Genomic DNA, 14,985 nt, shown 5'->3' on the forward strand with positions numbered 1-14,985 from the left:
CGGCCCGGCCAGCGGGGCCGTTCGCTCAGACCCGCGTGCCGCCCACCGTCATCTGGTTCATGCGCAGATGCGGCTGGCCGACGCCGACCGGCACGCCCTGTCCGGCCTTGCCGCACATGCCGATGCCGGTGTCGAGCTTCATGTCGTTGCCGATCATCGAGACGCGATGCATGGCGTCCGGACCGTTGCCTATCAGCATCGCGCCCTTGATCGGCTGCGTCACCTTGCCGTTCTCGATCATGTAGGCCTCGGTGCAGCCGAACACGAATTTGCCCGAGGTGATGTCGACCTGGCCGCCACCGAAGGAGACGGCATAGATGCCGTTCTTGACCGAGGCGATGATTTCGTCCGGCTCCATGTCGCCCGCCGTCATATAGGTGTTGGTCATGCGCGGCATCGGCTGGTGTGCGTAGCCTTCGCGGCGGCCGTTGCCGGTTGCCTTCATGCCCATCAGCCGGGCGTTCTGGCGATCCTGCATGTAGCCGACCAGCTTGCCGTCCTCGATCAGCACATTGCGGGCTGAAGGCGTGCCTTCGTCGTCGACTGTCAGCGAGCCGCGCCGCTCGGGCATCGTGCCGTCATCGACGACGGTCACCCCCTTGGCGGCGACCTGCTGGCCGAGCAGTCCGGCGAAGGCCGAGGTCTTCTTGCGGTTGAAATCGCCTTCCAGCCCATGGCCGACGGCCTCGTGCAGCATGACGCCCGGCCAGCCGCTGGACAAAACGATGTCGAAAGTGCCGGCCGGCGCCGGTATCGCCTCGAGATTGACCAGGGCTTGCCTGAGCGCCTCCTTGGCGGCGTGCTTCCAGCTGTCCTCGACCAGGAATTCGCCAAACGCCTTGCGGCCGCCCATGCCGTAGGAGCCGCTCTCCTGGCGGTCGCCATTGCCGACAACGACGGAGACGTTGACGCGGACCAGCGGGCGGATGTCGCGCACCACCTGGCCGTCGGCGCGCACGATCTCGACATGCTGCCAGGATGCGGCGAGCGATGCCGAAACCTGCCGCACGCGCGGGTCCTCGGCGCGCAGCCAGGCGTCGATTTCCTGCAGGAGCTTTGCCTTGGCCTCGAAGGAGGGCGAGGGGATCGGGTTCTCTTCGCCATAGAGATGGCGGTTGGTGCGGGCGGGTGCGGCGGCAAGCGTGCCGGAATAGCCGCCCTTGACGGTCGAAACGGCATCGGCCGCGCGCAGCAGCGAAGCTTCGGAGAGATCGCTGGAATGGGCATAGCCGCTGGCTTCGCCGGCAACCGCGCGCAGGCCAAACCCTTGGTCGGTGTTGAAGTTGGCGGTCTTCAGCCGGCCATTGTCGAACATCAGCGCTTCGCTCTCGCTGTATTCGAGGAACAGCTCGCCGTCATCGGCGCCGTTGATGGTTTCGGCGACGATCTGCTTGATGCGATCGTCTGAAATGTCGAATTGGCCGATCAGGCTGTTCATGGCGCGTCCGTTCACAGGAGGAATGGGTCTTTGCCACGATGTAGGCGCGAAGGTGCGCCGAGACAATCGCTCAGCCGCATTGTGAAGACAAAAGCGGTTTGCCAGCAGACCGTCGACGTCACTTCTGGTTGATGAAGCCGGTGATGTCGCCGGGCTTTCAGGGGAGGGCGGCGAAGCCGTCGGCAAAACCCTTGAGGTCGACCGGGATGCCGATGCCTTCTTCCGGGGTCTGGAAGACAATGAAGGTGGCCGACGTGCCGGTCTTCAGCGTGTCGAGAAGCGGCTTTTCGAGGATAACCTCGGCATAGCAGCCGTCCTGGAAACAGCGCACGAAATAGGCGCGACCGATGTCCTTGCCGTCGACATTGAGGCCAAGCCCGTTGGGCAAAAGCACGCCGAGCGGCGCCAGCACGCGCAGGATCTCCGCCTTGTTGTCGGCGGTGCGCAGCACGACGACCGACAGTCCCATCTCCGGACGGTCCTCGGCGACGACGTTCTGCATCATCACGCATTGTTCCGAGGTGGCACCGGCCGGCGTGTCGCAGATGATCGACCATGCGCCATGCGTCGAGCGAACGGTACCGCTCGGTTGCGCGGCGTTCGCCGTGCCGGACACGATCGCGGACAAGCCGATGCCAGACAGGGCGGCGAAAAAGATGACCTTCGCCCAGTTTCTCGAAAACCGAGAGTTTCTCGAAAGCCAGTAATTCATGACGGCTCCATTGCGAATCACGGCACTTTAAGCCGCGCCAAAGCCAAGTAAAGGACGAGACCGCACCAGGTCTGCCCCGAAAAAGCCAATACGGCGCTTTTCCCTGCCAATTTCGCCCGAATTGCGACGTTCGGCACGTGCGCGCCGCGGGAATGCCGCTGTGGGTTCAATGTAGGCGATTCGGGGCTGCCGCGGCTGCCTCCAAAGGCACATCCGGGCTTGCGCGCAAAAATGCCGCACGGTTTCGTCCGCTCCTTTCTTGCGGAGGGAAAAAGAGTATGGTTTGAACCAGCTTGAAACTGTCGGGATTCCCGTCCCGGCATTGTTCGTTATTCTCGTGGGTACCACAGCGAGGAACTGGGAGACGATGAGGGCGATGAGAAATTTCCTGGCAAACGCCAAGGTTCCAGCAAGTGCCAAGTTTCTAAGTGCTTGTGCCGCTATCACGTTTTTCGCCGGCGCATCCGCCCATGCCGACCAGCCCAAGAACTGGGAGACAACCTTCCAGGCGCCGGCGACCGACATGATGCGGCAGATCGAGTGGTTCGGGAACTACACAATGTGGTTCATCGTCCCGATCACCATCCTGGTGCTGATTCTTCTCGCCTATTGCATCATCAGATTCCGCGCGAGCGCCAACCCGGTTCCGTCCAAGACCAGCCACAACACGTGGATCGAGTTGATCTGGACGATCGGACCTGTCGTCATCCTGCTCCTCATCGCTATCCCCTCGTTCCAGCTGCTGACCGCGCAATACACGCCGCCGGAAGAAGCAAAGCTGACCGTCAAGGCGACCGGCAACCAGTGGAACTGGGATTACGAGTACCAGACCGACAACACGCTCTCTTTCAACTCCGCGATCCTCCAGGACGCCGAACGCGCCGCTGCCGGCAAGGAGGACCGCAAGGTCTACCCGCGCCTGCTGGCCGTCGACAACGAGCTGGTCGTGCCGGTCAACACCATGACCCGCGTGCTCGTCACCGCGACCGACGTGATCCACTCCTTCGCCATGCCGTCGTTCGGCATCAAGATCGACGCCGTTCCTGGTCGCACCAACGAGACCTGGTTCAAGGCGGAGAAGGAAGGTATTTTTTACGGCCAGTGCTCGCAGCTCTGCGGCAAGGACCATGCCTTCATGCCGATCGCCATCCGCGTCGTCTCCGATGCGCAGTTCAAGACCTGGCTGGCGGCAGCCAAGACCGATCTGCCCGGCGCCAACAAGACGCTGATGGCCGAGGTCGACGGCCAGAACAAGGTAGCGGCCGCCGGCAACTGATGCCGCGGGTTAGCAAGATTTAGGGAACGGAGCGGAACATGGCAGACGCTGCAGCTCACGACGGGCACGACCACAAGCCTTATCACGGCTGGGTGCGCTGGGTTTATTCGACCAACCACAAGGACATCGGCACGCTCTACCTGATCTTCGCGATCATGGCCGGCATCATCGGCGGCGCCTTGTCGGTCGCCATCCGCATGGAGCTGCAGGAGCCTGGCATCCAGATCTTCAGCGGTCTGGCGCAGATGGTCTACGGCATGAACGGTGACGCCGCGATCGACGGCGGCAAGAGCATGTACAATGCCTTCGCCACCGCGCACGCCCTGATCATGATCTTCTTCATGGTCATGCCGGCGCTGATCGGCGGTTTCGCCAACTGGATGGTCCCGATCATGATCGGCGCGCCGGACATGGCGTTCCCGCGCATGAACAACATCTCCTTCTGGCTGCTGCCGCCGGCCTTCATCCTGCTGCTCACCTCGATGTTCATGCCGAGCGCACCGGGTGCCTATGGCGTCGGTGGCGGCTGGACGCTTTATCCGCCGTTGTCGACTTCGGGCCAGCCCGGGCCGGCCATGGATCTGGCGATCCTGTCGATCCACATTGCCGGTGCCTCGTCGATCCTCGGCGCCATCAACTTCATCACCACCATCTTCAACATGCGCGCGCCTGGCATGACGCTGCACAAGATGCCGCTGTTTGCCTGGTCGGTGCTGATCACCGCCTTCCTGCTCCTGCTGTCGCTGCCGGTTCTGGCCGGCGGCATCACCATGCTGCTCACCGACCGCAATTTCGGCACCACCTTCTTTGCGCCCGACGGCGGCGGCGACCCGATCCTGTTCCAGCACCTGTTCTGGTTCTTCGGTCACCCTGAAGTGTACATCCTGATCCTGCCGGGCTTCGGCATCATCAGCCACGTCATCTCGACCTTCTCGAGGAAGCCGGTGTTCGGTTACCTCGGCATGGCCTACGCCATGGTGGCGATCGGCGCCGTCGGCTTCATCGTCTGGGCGCACCACATGTACACGACCGGCCTGTCGCTCGATACGCAGCGCTATTTCGTCTTCGCCACCATGGTCATCGCGGTGCCGACGGGCGTGAAGATCTTCTCCTGGATCGCGACGATGTGGGGCGGGTCGATCTCGTTCAAGACGCCGATGCTGTGGGCGCTGGGCTTCATCTTCCTGTTCACCATCGGCGGCGTCACCGGCGTCCAGCTGGCCAATGCCGGCCTCGACCGCTCGCTGCATGACACCTATTTCGTCATCGCCCACTTCCACTACGTGCTGTCGCTGGGCGCGGTGTTCGCCATCTTCGCCGGCTGGTACTACTGGTTCCCGAAGATGACCGGCTACATGTATTCGCCCGTCATCGCCAACACCCACTTCTGGGTCACCTTCGTCGGCGTGAACCTGATCTTCTTCCCGCAGCACTTCCTCGGTCTCGCCGGCATGCCGCGCCGCACCATCGACTACCCCGATGCGTTTGCCGGCTGGAACTATGTGTCGTCCATCGGCTCCTACATCTCGGCCGTCGGCGTCCTGATCTTCCTCTATGGCGTGTTCGAGGCCTTCCAGAAGAAGCGGATCGCCGGCGCCAACCCATGGGGCGAGGGCGCAACGACGCTCGAATGGCAGCTGCCTTCGCCGCCGCCCTTCCACCAGTGGGAACAGCTGCCGAAGATCAAGTAAGGCGGCTGCCCGCTCGAATACGAAACCGCCGGTCCGCCGGCGGTTTTGGCCAACGGATGATGGACTTAAGTACGCATGGCCCTTGTCGACGACCCATTGATTGACGAAGCGGGCTTTCGCATGTCGGAAGCGACGGCGGGCGATTTCTTCGCGCTGCTGAAGCCGCGCGTCATGTCGCTGGTGGTGTTCACCGCCTTTGTCGGCCTGGTCGCCGCCCCCGTGACCATCAACCCTCTGCTGGCGGTGATCGCCATCCTGGCTATTGCGATAGGTGCTGGCGCCTCCGGCGCGCTCAACATGTGGTACGATGCCGATATCGATGCCGTGATGACCAGGACCGCCAGCCGCCCGGTCCCGGCCGGTCGCATCCAGCCGCACGAAGCGCTGACCTTCGGGCTGGTGCTGTCGGTGCTGTCGGTGATGACGCTCGGCGTGCTGGTCAACTGGCTGGCGGCGACGCTGCTGGCCTTCACCATCTTCTTCTACGCCGTCGTCTACACGATGTGGCTGAAGCGCTGGACGCCGCAGAACATCGTCATCGGCGGGGCCGCCGGTGCCATTCCGCCCGTGATCGGCTGGGCCGCGGTGACCGGGACGGTCAGCCTCGAAAGCGTTGTCTTGTTCCTGATCATCTTCCTTTGGACGCCGCCGCATTTCTGGGCGCTGGCGCTTTTCAAGTCCGAGGACTACGCCAAGGCCGGTATTCCGATGATGCCCAACGTCGCCGGCCACGCTTCGACGCGCCGCCAGATCTTCGCCTATGCGCTGGTGCTTGCCCCGGTCGGCGTGCTGCCGTGGATGCTCGGCTATACCACGCCCTTCTATGGCGTGGCCGCCCTGTTGCTCGGGGTCGGTTTTGCCTGGTACGCGTGGAAAGTGCTTGGCATGGCCGACGATGACCGCGTCATGAAACCGGCCAAGGCCCTGTTCGCCTATTCGCTGCTTTATCTCTTCGCCATCTTCGCTGCCTATCTGGCCGACAGCGTTGTCGAACGCGCGCTTGCCATGGGTGGAGCATGACCATGATCGAGGAAAAGCTCGAGACCGTCACGTTGACCGAGCGTCAGAAGAAGGCGCAGCGCAGCCGTTCTATCGCCATCGGCGTGGCGCTGGCGCTGCTGGTGGTCATTTTCTACATCGCGACGATCGTGAAGTTCGGCCACAATCTGGGCACGATGTGATGAGCGTCGAGAAGTCCAGGAAAGCGGCGGGCAAGAACAGCAACGTCATCGTCGCGGCTGTCTGCCTCGCCTTCTTCACCGGCATGATCGGCATGGCCTATGCCGCGGTGCCGCTCTACAAGATGTTTTGCCAGGCGACCGGCTATGGCGGCACGACGCAACGTGCCGAGAAGCAGTATGCCGGCCGCGTGCTCGACCGCGAGATCACCGTCCGCTTCGATGCCAACGTCGCCGGCGTGCCGTGGGAGTTCCAGCCGGTCCAGCGCTCGATGACGATGAAGATCGGCGAGACCGTGCAGGCGCACTATCAGGCTACCAACAAGTTCGATCGTCCCGTGACCGGCCGCGCCACCTTCAACGTGCAGCCTGAGCTGGCGGGACCCTATTTCAACAAGGTCGAGTGCTTCTGCTTCACCGACACGACGCTGAAGCCCGGCGAGACGCTGGACATGCCGGTCCTGTTCTACGTGGACCCCGACATCGTCAATGTGCCGGAGCTCAAGGACGTGAAGACGATCACGCTGTCCTACACGATGTTCCCGGTCGAGAAGACCAAGCCGGTCGCCTCCTCGGCGCCGGCCGATGGCAACAGCAAGACAATTTCGAATACCGAAGCAAATCTCGGGGGTTGATATGGCAGACGCGCACGCAAAACCACAGCATGACTATCATCTCGTCGACCCGAGCCCATGGCCTTTCCTAGGCTCGGTAGGGGCGCTCGTCATGGCCTTTGGCGGTGTCGCCCTGATGGAATATCTGAAGGGCGGGTCGTTCCCGGTCTTCGGCTTCAACATCGCCAATCCGTGGCTGTTCTTCATCGGCCTCGTGATCGTCCTCTACACCATGTTCGCCTGGTGGTCGGACACGATCAAGGAAGCGCATGAGGGTCATCATACGCGGGTCGTGTCGCTGCACCTGCGCTATGGCATGATCATGTTCATCGCCTCGGAGGTGATGTTCTTCGTTGCCTGGTTCTGGGCCTATTTTGATGCCAGCCTTTTTGCCGGTGAGGCACAGAACTACGCGCGCGCCACATTTACTGGTGGCGTCTGGCCGCCGAAGGGCATGGAGGTTCTCGATCCCTTCCATTTGCCGCTCTACAACACCGTCATCCTGCTGCTGTCGGGCACCACGGTGACCTGGGCGCACCATTCGCTTCTTCACGGCGACCGCAAGGGGCTGATCAACGGCCTGGTGCTGACCGTTGGCCTCGGCATGCTGTTCACCATGGTGCAGGCCTACGAGTACATGCACGCTCCGTTCGCTTTCAAGGATTCCATCTATGGCGCCACCTTCTTCATGGCGACCGGCTTCCACGGGTTCCACGTCATCATCGGCACCATCTTCCTGTTGGTCTGCCTGATCCGGGCGATGAAGGGTGATTTCACCCCCAAGCAGCATTTCGGCTTCGAGGCGGCCGCCTGGTACTGGCACTTCGTCGACGTGGTCTGGCTGTTCCTGTTCGCCTCGATCTACGTCTGGGGATCGGTCGGCGCGGTGATCGAGGGCCACTGATCCAGGCCTGAGGGATTTTCATTTCTGGAGGCGGCCGCGGCAACGTGGCCGCCTTCTTCTTTTTGGCGCAATGATCGCTGATCGATAGCCAATGCGACTGACAATCTTCCGGGCTATTTGCGCATTGATGATCGGGGCACTCCCGGCCTTTGCCGGCGAGAAGGTGGACCTGGTGCGTGTTCACAAGGCCGAACGCCGGCTGGAACTGATCGGCGACGGCAAGGTCCTGCGAAACTACGGCATCGCGCTCGGCGGCGATCCCGTCGGGCACAAGCACCAGGAGGGCGATCAGCGCACGCCCGAGGGGAACTATGTCCTCGACTGGCGCAACCCGAACAGCATCGCGCACAAATCGATCCATATTTCGTACCCCAATGCCGACGATGAGACCGCCGCCAAGGCGCGCAATGTCGGCGCGGGCGGCATGATCATGATCCACGGCCAGCCGAATGGTTATGGCTGGTGGGGCTGGCTGCTTCAATTGGTCGACTGGACCGACGGCTGCATTGCGGTTACGGACTCCGACATGGACGAAATCTGGGCGCTGGTGGCCGATGGCACACCGATCGAAATCGAGCGGTAAGCAATGAGCGACGACGCTCCCATGAGTGAAGACAGAGCGATCTGGCCGCCGATCGATCCGATCTCGGCCGGCCTGCATGGCCGCTGCCCGCGCTGCGGCGAGGGGCGGTTGTTCTCCGGCTTCCTCACTGTCGGCAAGCGCTGCGTCAATTGCGGCCTTGATTATTCCTACGCCGATGCCGGCGACGGGCCGGCGGTGTTCGTCATCCTGATCATAGGCTTCCTTATCGTCGGCCTGGCGCTCTGGGTTGAAGTCACGCTTAGCCCGCCGCTCTGGCTGCATCTGCTGGTCTGGATTCCGCTGGCTGTCGTGCTGTGCCTGGCGGCGCTGCGGCTGATCAAAGGCGTGCTGCTGACGCTGCAATACCGCAACAAGGCGGCCGAAGGCCGGTTGGATCGCGGCGAATGAGCGAGGCAACCGTTAAAGCCGATGGCCGATCGCGGCCTAGGACGGCACTGCTGCTCGGCCTTGGCCTTGTGCTGATACTGATCCTGCTGGTGCTCGGCACCTGGCAGGTGCAGCGCCTTTATTGGAAGGAAGGCCTTCTGCAGACCATCGACCAGCGCACTCATTCGGCTTCCTTGCCGTTGGTTGCGGTCGAGAAAGAATTCGCAGCCACCGGGGACGTCGATTATACGCCCGTCACCGTCACCGGGACGTTCCTGCATCAAGGCGAACGGCATTTTTACGCGACCTGGGAAGGCGATGCCGGCTTCAATGTCTACACGCCGCTGGCGCTCGACGACGGCCGCTTCGTCCTGATCAATCGCGGCTTCGTGCCTTACGATCTGAAGGATGCCGCCAAGCGCGCCAAGGGACAGGTGACTGGCAGAGTGACGGTCACGGGGCTCGCCCGCAACCCCCTGCCAGCAAAGCCGTCGATGATGCTGCCCGACAACGATGTGGCGAAGAACATCTTCTACTGGAAGGACCGCGACGTCATGGCGGCGAGCGCGGGCCTGCCGGCTGGGTTCACGCTGGTGCCGATCTTCATCGACGCAGACAAGACTCCAAATCCAGGCGGATTGCCGGTTGGCGGCGTCACCATCATCGACCTGCCGAACAGCCATCTGCAATATGCCGTCACCTGGTACGGGCTTGCCGCCGCGCTCGCCGCCGTGCTCATCCTGCGGCTTCGTCGCCCCGCGAAAAAGGAATGAACGCGAGCGACGCCCCCTTTCTACCGATGCCCTTGACAGGGCAGGGGTGCGCACCTCATTTCGGCTTTGATCAACCGGCCCGGATTTAATGCTTCAGACAACCACCAAACCACCTCTGACGATCCGGCTCTGCCAGCCGCGCGGTTTTTGCGCCGGTGTCGACCGTGCCATCCAGATCGTCGTGCTGGCGCTGAAGAAATATGGCGCGCCGGTCTACGTCCGCCATGAAATCGTGCACAACCGCTACGTCGTCGAGGGGCTGCAAAGCCTTGGCGCCGTCTTCATCGAGGAACTCTCCGAGATCCCGGCCGAACATCGGCAGTCGCCCGTCGTGTTCTCGGCGCATGGCGTGCCGAAATCGGTGCCGGCGGATGCGAAGGCGCGCAATCTCTTCTATCTCGATGCCACTTGCCCGCTGGTGTCGAAGGTCCACAAGCAGGCGATGCGCCATCAGCGGCTCGGCCGTCATGTGCTGTTGATTGGTCACGCCGGACATCCCGAGGTGATCGGCACCATGGGCCAGCTCCCGGACGGAGCGGTGACCCTGATCGAAACCGAAGCCGATGCCGCAAAGCTCTCGCCCGTCGATCCGCAGGCGCTAGGCTTCGTCACCCAGACCACATTGTCGGTCGAGGACACCGCCGGCATCATCCGCGCCTTGCAGGATCGCTTTCCGGCGCTGCAGGCGCCAGCGGCGGAATCGATCTGCTATGCCACCACCAACCGCCAGGAAGCCGTCAAGGACACCGCGCCGGGCGCCGATCTCTACCTGATCGTCGGCGCGCCGAATTCATCCAATTCGCGACGACTTGTCGAAGTGGCGGAGCGTGCAGGCGCCACCATGTCGCTTCTCGTGCAGCGCGCCGCCGAGATTCCGTGGAATGACATCGGCAACATTTCGACGCTCGGCCTGTCGGCCGGCGCGTCGGCGCCCGAAATCATCGTCGACGAGATCATCGACGCGTTCCGGCAGCGCTTCGATGTCACGATCGATCTGGCCATCACGGCCACGGAAACGGAGGATTTTCCGGTCATGCGGGTACTGCGCGATGTCGAACTGACGCGGGCCGACATGGCCTTCGTCAATGGAGCCGCGTAAGGCACATGGCGGTCTACACTGACGTCGCGGAAGGCGAACTCGGCGCATTCCTGAAACACTATCCGGTCGGCGATCTCCTGTCCTACAAGGGCATCGCCGAAGGCACCGAGAACTCGAACTTCCTGCTGCACACCTCGAGCGGCTCCTACATCCTGACGCTCTATGAGAAACGCGTCGAGAAGGCGGATCTGCCGTTTTTCCTCGGGCTGATGGGCCATCTCGCCTACAAGGGCGTGTCCTGCCCGCTGCCGGTGACCGCGCATGACGGCAGCGTCATCGGCACGCTCGCCGGCCGGCCGGCGGTCATCATCACCTTCCTGGAAGGGCTTTCGTTGCGGCGGCCCACAGCCACGCATTGTGCCGAGGTCGGCAAGGCGTTGGCGCAATTGCATCTGGCCGGCGCCGATTTTTCGATGACGCGTCCGAATGCCCTGGCCATCGACGGCTGGCGCAAGCTCTGGGACGCAGCGCGCGACCGCGCCGACGAGGTCGAGCCGGGCCTGGCGGCCGAGGTTGATGCCGACTTTGCCGATTTTGAGCGCAACTGGCCCAAAGACCTGCCGCAAGGCATCATTCATGCCGATCTTTTCCCGGACAACGTTTTCTTCCTCGGCGAAAAGCTCTCCGGCCTGATCGACTTCTATTTCGCCTGCGACGACCTCTATGCCTACGATGTCGCCACCTGCCTCAACGCCTGGTGCTTCGAGAAGGATTTTTCCTTCAACCTGACCAAGGGCAAGGCGCTGCTCGCCGGCTACCAGAGCGTCCGGCCCCTGAGCGACCAGGAAAAGGCTGCGCTGCCGATGCTGGCGCGCGGTTCGGCGTTGCGCTTCATGCTGACCCGGCTATACGACTGGCTGACCGTCCCCGATGGCGGGCTGGTGATGAAACGCGATCCGACCGAATACATCAGAAGGATGCGGTTCCACCGGGCGATCAAATCTCCTTCGGAATATGGATTGGCCTGATATCATGAGCAAACAGGTTGAGATCTTCACCGACGGCGCTTGTTCGGGCAATCCCGGCCCTGGCGGCTGGGGCGCGATCCTGCGCTTCAACGGCACCACCAAGGAGCTTTCCGGCGGTGAGGCCGAGACGACCAACAACCGCATGGAACTGTTGGCCGCTATCTCGGCGCTGAACGCGCTGAAGGAACCGTGCACGGTCGAGCTTCACACCGACAGCAAATACGTCATGGACGGCATTTCCAAGTGGATCCACGGCTGGAAGAAGAACGGCTGGAAGACCGCCGACAAGAAGCCTGTCAAGAACGGTGAACTCTGGCAGGCGCTCGACGAGGCCAACAAGCGCCACAAGGTCACCTGGAACTGGGTCAAGGGCCATGACGGCCATGTCGAGAACGAGCGCGCCGACGAACTCGCGCGCGAAGGCATGGCGCCGTTCAAGAAAGGCCCGTTCAAGCCTGCAGCAGCGCCAAAGCCTGCTGCGCCGGCAATCGCGAAGGTGCGGCGCTCGACCCAGAGCTATTGAATTTCAGGAGCGGCGCGGCTCGGGTACGAAGAAGCGGATCAGCCAGCGGGCGGCGGCAACTACTACGATATCGGCGCGCATTCCGTTGTCTACGGCTGGCAGCCGATCGACAGGCCGACACAGCCGTAAGCGCTTATCGTATCAGCAGCGCCGTGCCCCAAAGCCCAAGTGCGAACACCGTGTGCGACACCAGGTTCAGCGCCCGGATCCGCATCGGGTTGGGCCGCTTCGAGGCGGCCCAGCCGGCGCCCATGCCGGGTGCCAGCAGGAACCAGCCGGCCCCGACGGTGACAATGCCGAGGATGAAGGCCGGCAGAAATGTCGGCGCGGCAAGCCAGCCCGCTCCGGCCAGCACTACCAGGATGATGCCGTAGGCGATGCCGACAAAATAATGAAAGGCCCAACCCAGCGCCTTTTCATGCGCGTAAGGTGCTGTATCGCCGATATCGTCGTGAAAGACCTTGTCACGGAGATGCCAGACCCAGCGGCCGACCGGCCCCCAGTTCGGCCGTGGCTGGCCGAACGCCTTATGCAGGAAGATGGCCCAGAGATCCATCAGCACGGTGGCGCCGACGCCGATCGCGATAGCGCGCCAGAAGATGTCAAACATCGCTAGGATCCCCCCAAAGCAAGCCATGAACCACAAGCGCCATCGCCGTTGCGGCCGAAGGCGCACTGAAGTTCAGAGCTGTCCCAGAATATGGGCCGCGCCGGACTCGTCGACACCGGGCTTGGTCTCGACATTGAGCGCGGTGACCTTGCCGTCGTCGACGATCATCGAAAATCGCTTCGAACGCAGCCCCATGCCGCTGGCGGAAAGGTCATTGTCGAGGCCCACTGCCTTGGCGAAATCGCCACTGCCGTCGGCCAGGAACAGGATCTTGCCCTCGCCGCCGGTGAAGCGCGCCCAGGCGCCCATGACATGGACGTCATTGACCGAAACGACGGCGATGGTGTCGACGCCGCGCGCCAGGATGGCGTCATGGTTCTCGAGATAGCCGGGCAAGTGGTTGTTGCTGCAGGTCGGCGTGAAGGCGCCGGGAACTCCAAACAGAACGACCTTTTTGCCCGGGAAGATCTCGGCCCCGGTGATCGGCTTGGCGCCGTCGTCGGTCATCGTCTTGAAGGTCACGTCAGGCAGCTTGTCGCCAACGGAAATGGTCATGGATTCCTCGCTTGGGAAAATGGGGAAGGGCGTGTCTTTGCGTAGCGAACCCAACGGCTTCCTGCAACCGTTGCGATGGGCTGGATCAAGGGAAAGGCAGAACCCCTTCGACAGCGCCCGCCGCACTCGTCAGCGTATAGTGAAGCCCGCCATCGGTCGGCGTCGTCGAGGGGCGGTCGAGGATCGGCACGGTGAAAATCAGCTTGCCGTCCTTTTCGCTGCGGGCCGGGGTGCCGAACATGTAGTCCCGCTCGCCGGCAACGAAGAAATCCGCCGCCGCCGGATCGCCGGGAAAGCTCGCCTCGACAATCAGCGTCTCATGGTCGCCCGGCAGCACATTGATGCCGAAATCGGACCTCGCGGGCGCTGGCAGTGCCGTAAAACTCGCCTTCACCAGCGCCGCGTCCTCGGCATTGTCCGGATCGGAGGCGGGGTCGACGGTCAGCCGCGTCTGCACCGGAATGCAGATCGTTTCGCAGATGCCGAGAAAGATGTCGGCATCGATCACCGCCGGCTGGTTCGGCGTCGCCAGCGTGAATGTCACCGGCAGAGAGACCGGATAGTTGTAGCCCGCCCATTTGCCATAGCCGTCGTCATGGCGCTGCGGCGCCGGAAACGACAGAGCGGCGTCGGCGATGTTGGTGCTGGCCGAAATGTCGAGTTGCGGCGGCACGCCCGCGTCTCCCGGATCGCGCCAATATGTCTTCCAGCCGGGCTTGAGCGCTATGTCGAGAACGCCCTGTATGCGGCCGGCATCGTCGGCTTTGCCTGATGTAACCAGCCGGACCTTGCCGCCTTCGCTGTTGTACCACGCCGACGAAGAGGCGGCGGCGGGAAGAGCGGTGGCCGATCCGATGGCGGCGCCGAGCAGCAGGATTTTCAAGCTTCGCATGGCGGTGATTTGATCGTCCGTTCGTGGCCGCGCAATGATTTCATGGCCTTGCCGGTATCATATTTGCGTGACTTCGAGGGAGAAGAATGTTCGAGCCGCCGCCACAGGCTTTGGTCGAATCCAGCACGGCGCATCTTTTCGGCGCTTTGGAAACGCGTTACGCTCCCTTCATGGACTTGTTGCGCCACAAGAAGACGGTCGCCAGTCGCGGCTTTCTCGACGATCAGTTCCTGATTGCCATGCCCGGCATGAAGGACGACCGTTTCACGCGCTCGGTCATCTATGTCTGCGCCCATTCTGATGAAGGCGCCATGGGCCTGATCATCAACCAGACGCAGCAGATGCTGTTTCCGGACTTGCTCGTGCAACTGGGCATCATGAACGAGCAGGAGGCAATCCGCTTGCCGGCTCAGGCCCGCGATTTCGTCGTGCGCAATGGCGGCCCCGTGGATCGCAGCCGGGGCTTCGTCCTGCATTCGGGCGACTATCGGGTGGAATCGTCGCTGACCGTTTCCGAGGACATCTGCCTGACGGCGACCGTCGACATATTGCGCGCCATATCGTCCGGCCGCGGGCCTCGTCATGCGCTGATGGCGCTCGGCTATTCCGGCTGGGGCGCCGGCCAATTGGAGACCGAGATCGCAGAAAATGGCTGGCTGACCTGTCCGGCCAGTGCCGAGCTTCTGTTCGACACCGATATCGAGCGCAAATACGACCGGATCCTCGCCTCGATCGGTATCGACCTTGCGCATCTCAGCCTCGCTGCCGGACACGCCTGATCC

18 protein-coding genes are annotated in these 14,985 nt (G+C 62.7%); 13 read left to right on the forward strand and 5 right to left on the reverse strand.

The features are described 5' to 3' along the window. Positions 1-25: 25 nt before the first annotated feature. Positions 26-1,438, reverse strand: coding sequence for a metalloprotease TldD (gene tldD / locus LB559_RS11260; protein ID WP_027164150.1), 1,413 nt, complete (start codon positions 1,436-1,438; stop codon positions 26-28). Between the two features lie 157 nt (positions 1,439-1,595). Continuing rightward, positions 1,596-2,150 (reverse strand): invasion associated locus B family protein, encoded by a 555-nt coding sequence (locus LB559_RS11265; protein ID WP_013532781.1) that lies wholly within the window; start codon positions 2,148-2,150, stop codon positions 1,596-1,598. A gap of 376 nt (positions 2,151-2,526) precedes the next feature. Between LB559_RS11265 and coxB the strand changes: the two genes are divergently transcribed. From coxB to rnhA, 12 genes are all read left to right on the forward strand, one after another. Further along, positions 2,527-3,426 (forward strand): cytochrome c oxidase subunit II, encoded by a 900-nt coding sequence (gene coxB, locus LB559_RS11270; RefSeq protein WP_013532780.1) that lies wholly within the window; start codon positions 2,527-2,529, stop codon positions 3,424-3,426. A gap of 38 nt (positions 3,427-3,464) precedes the next feature. Then, positions 3,465-5,117 carry a cytochrome c oxidase subunit I gene (ctaD, locus tag LB559_RS11275; protein WP_013532779.1) on the forward strand — a complete coding sequence of 551 codons (1,653 nt, stop codon included), beginning with the start codon at positions 3,465-3,467 and terminating at the stop codon, positions 5,115-5,117. A 75-nt stretch (positions 5,118-5,192) separates the two neighbouring features. Beyond that, a complete protein-coding gene (locus LB559_RS11280; RefSeq protein ID WP_024503612.1) occupies positions 5,193-6,137 on the forward strand; it encodes a heme o synthase in 945 nt (314 codons plus the stop codon). Between the two features lie 2 nt (positions 6,138-6,139). Next, complete coding sequence (locus LB559_RS11285; protein ID WP_013532777.1) at positions 6,140-6,298, forward strand: hypothetical protein; 159 nt, start codon at positions 6,140-6,142, stop codon at positions 6,296-6,298. Then, complete coding sequence (locus tag LB559_RS11290) at positions 6,298-6,930, forward strand: cytochrome c oxidase assembly protein (protein WP_224674071.1); 633 nt, start codon at positions 6,298-6,300, stop codon at positions 6,928-6,930. The genes LB559_RS11285 and LB559_RS11290 overlap by 1 nt, the downstream gene beginning before the upstream one ends. Position 6,931: 1 nt before the next feature. Further along, positions 6,932-7,813 (forward strand): cytochrome c oxidase subunit 3, encoded by an 882-nt coding sequence (locus LB559_RS11295; RefSeq protein WP_013532775.1) that lies wholly within the window; start codon positions 6,932-6,934, stop codon positions 7,811-7,813. A 91-nt stretch (positions 7,814-7,904) separates the two neighbouring features. Continuing rightward, complete coding sequence (locus LB559_RS11300) at positions 7,905-8,396, forward strand: murein L,D-transpeptidase family protein (RefSeq protein ID WP_127365997.1); 492 nt, start codon at positions 7,905-7,907, stop codon at positions 8,394-8,396. A gap of 21 nt (positions 8,397-8,417) precedes the next feature. Next, positions 8,418-8,804: a DUF983 domain-containing protein gene (locus LB559_RS11305; RefSeq protein WP_024503617.1), complete on the forward strand. Its 387-nt coding sequence runs from the start codon at positions 8,418-8,420 to the stop codon at positions 8,802-8,804. Beyond that, complete coding sequence (locus LB559_RS11310; protein WP_224674072.1) at positions 8,801-9,556, forward strand: SURF1 family protein; 756 nt, start codon at positions 8,801-8,803, stop codon at positions 9,554-9,556. The genes LB559_RS11305 and LB559_RS11310 overlap by 4 nt, the downstream gene beginning before the upstream one ends. Before the next feature lie 88 nt (positions 9,557-9,644). Then, on the forward strand, positions 9,645-10,655 hold the full coding sequence (ispH, locus tag LB559_RS11315) for a 4-hydroxy-3-methylbut-2-enyl diphosphate reductase (RefSeq protein ID WP_013532771.1): 1,011 nt from the start codon (positions 9,645-9,647) through the stop codon (positions 10,653-10,655). Between the two features lie 5 nt (positions 10,656-10,660). After that, positions 10,661-11,623 (forward strand): homoserine kinase, encoded by a 963-nt coding sequence (locus tag LB559_RS11320; protein ID WP_024503619.1) that lies wholly within the window; start codon positions 10,661-10,663, stop codon positions 11,621-11,623. A gap of 4 nt (positions 11,624-11,627) precedes the next feature. Beyond that, the gene (gene rnhA / locus LB559_RS11325) at positions 11,628-12,146 is read left to right on the forward strand and encodes a ribonuclease HI (RefSeq protein WP_027164143.1); all 519 of its coding nucleotides are present in this window, start codon (positions 11,628-11,630) and stop codon (positions 12,144-12,146) included. Between the two features lie 133 nt (positions 12,147-12,279). On the opposite strand, the gene LB559_RS11330 is transcribed toward rnhA, so the two are convergent. The 3 genes from LB559_RS11330 to LB559_RS11340 all read right to left on the reverse strand — a co-directional run bounded on the left by LB559_RS11330 (position 12,280) and on the right by LB559_RS11340 (position 14,203). Next, a complete protein-coding gene (locus LB559_RS11330) occupies positions 12,280-12,756 on the reverse strand; it encodes a DUF2938 domain-containing protein (RefSeq protein ID WP_128337998.1) in 477 nt (158 codons plus the stop codon). A gap of 72 nt (positions 12,757-12,828) precedes the next feature. Then, positions 12,829-13,311, reverse strand: a complete 483-nt coding sequence (locus tag LB559_RS11335) for a peroxiredoxin (protein ID WP_027164142.1) — start codon at positions 13,309-13,311, stop codon at positions 12,829-12,831. An 85-nt stretch (positions 13,312-13,396) separates the two neighbouring features. Beyond that, positions 13,397-14,203: a protein-disulfide reductase DsbD domain-containing protein gene (locus LB559_RS11340; RefSeq protein WP_027164141.1), complete on the reverse strand. Its 807-nt coding sequence runs from the start codon at positions 14,201-14,203 to the stop codon at positions 13,397-13,399. Positions 14,204-14,373: 170 nt separating this feature from the next. Between LB559_RS11340 and LB559_RS11345 the strand changes: the two genes are divergently transcribed. Next, complete coding sequence (locus LB559_RS11345; RefSeq protein WP_224674169.1) at positions 14,374-14,982, forward strand: YqgE/AlgH family protein; 609 nt, start codon at positions 14,374-14,376, stop codon at positions 14,980-14,982. The last annotated feature ends 3 nt before the right edge of the window (positions 14,983-14,985 follow it).

It is taken from the genome of Mesorhizobium sp. BR1-1-3 (genome assembly GCF_020165455.1).
GTDB lineage: Bacteria > Pseudomonadota > Alphaproteobacteria > Rhizobiales > Rhizobiaceae > Mesorhizobium > Mesorhizobium ciceri.

Bases quoted from the DNA above. Each gene is read 5' to 3' on its own strand.
- ctaD (WP_013532779.1), top strand. From the start codon at position 3,465: ATGGCAGACGCTGCAGCTCACGACGGGCACGACCACAAGCCTTATCAC.
- ispH (WP_013532771.1), top strand. From the start codon at position 9,645: ATGCTTCAGACAACCACCAAACCACCTCTGACGATCCGGCTCTGCCAG.
- LB559_RS11320 (WP_024503619.1), top strand. From the start codon at position 10,661: ATGGCGGTCTACACTGACGTCGCGGAAGGCGAACTCGGCGCATTCCTG.
- LB559_RS11335 (WP_027164142.1), bottom strand. From the start codon at position 13,311: ATGACCATTTCCGTTGGCGACAAGCTGCCTGACGTGACCTTCAAGACG.
- LB559_RS11265 (WP_013532781.1), bottom strand. From the start codon at position 2,150: ATGAATTACTGGCTTTCGAGAAACTCTCGGTTTTCGAGAAACTGGGCG.
- LB559_RS11295 (WP_013532775.1), top strand. From the start codon at position 6,932: ATGGCAGACGCGCACGCAAAACCACAGCATGACTATCATCTCGTCGAC.
- LB559_RS11300 (WP_127365997.1), top strand. From the start codon at position 7,905: ATGCGACTGACAATCTTCCGGGCTATTTGCGCATTGATGATCGGGGCA.
- rnhA (WP_027164143.1), top strand. From the start codon at position 11,628: ATGAGCAAACAGGTTGAGATCTTCACCGACGGCGCTTGTTCGGGCAAT.
- LB559_RS11330 (WP_128337998.1), bottom strand. From the start codon at position 12,756: ATGTTTGACATCTTCTGGCGCGCTATCGCGATCGGCGTCGGCGCCACC.
- LB559_RS11340 (WP_027164141.1), bottom strand. From the start codon at position 14,203: ATGCGAAGCTTGAAAATCCTGCTGCTCGGCGCCGCCATCGGATCGGCC.
- coxB (WP_013532780.1), top strand. From the start codon at position 2,527: ATGAGAAATTTCCTGGCAAACGCCAAGGTTCCAGCAAGTGCCAAGTTT.
- LB559_RS11285 (WP_013532777.1), top strand. From the start codon at position 6,140: ATGATCGAGGAAAAGCTCGAGACCGTCACGTTGACCGAGCGTCAGAAG.
- LB559_RS11280 (WP_024503612.1), top strand. From the start codon at position 5,193: ATGGCCCTTGTCGACGACCCATTGATTGACGAAGCGGGCTTTCGCATG.
- LB559_RS11345 (WP_224674169.1), top strand. From the start codon at position 14,374: ATGGACTTGTTGCGCCACAAGAAGACGGTCGCCAGTCGCGGCTTTCTC.
- LB559_RS11310 (WP_224674072.1), top strand. From the start codon at position 8,801: ATGAGCGAGGCAACCGTTAAAGCCGATGGCCGATCGCGGCCTAGGACG.
- LB559_RS11305 (WP_024503617.1), top strand. From the start codon at position 8,418: ATGAGTGAAGACAGAGCGATCTGGCCGCCGATCGATCCGATCTCGGCC.
- LB559_RS11290 (WP_224674071.1), top strand. From the start codon at position 6,298: ATGAGCGTCGAGAAGTCCAGGAAAGCGGCGGGCAAGAACAGCAACGTC.
- tldD (WP_027164150.1), bottom strand. From the start codon at position 1,438: ATGAACAGCCTGATCGGCCAATTCGACATTTCAGACGATCGCATCAAG.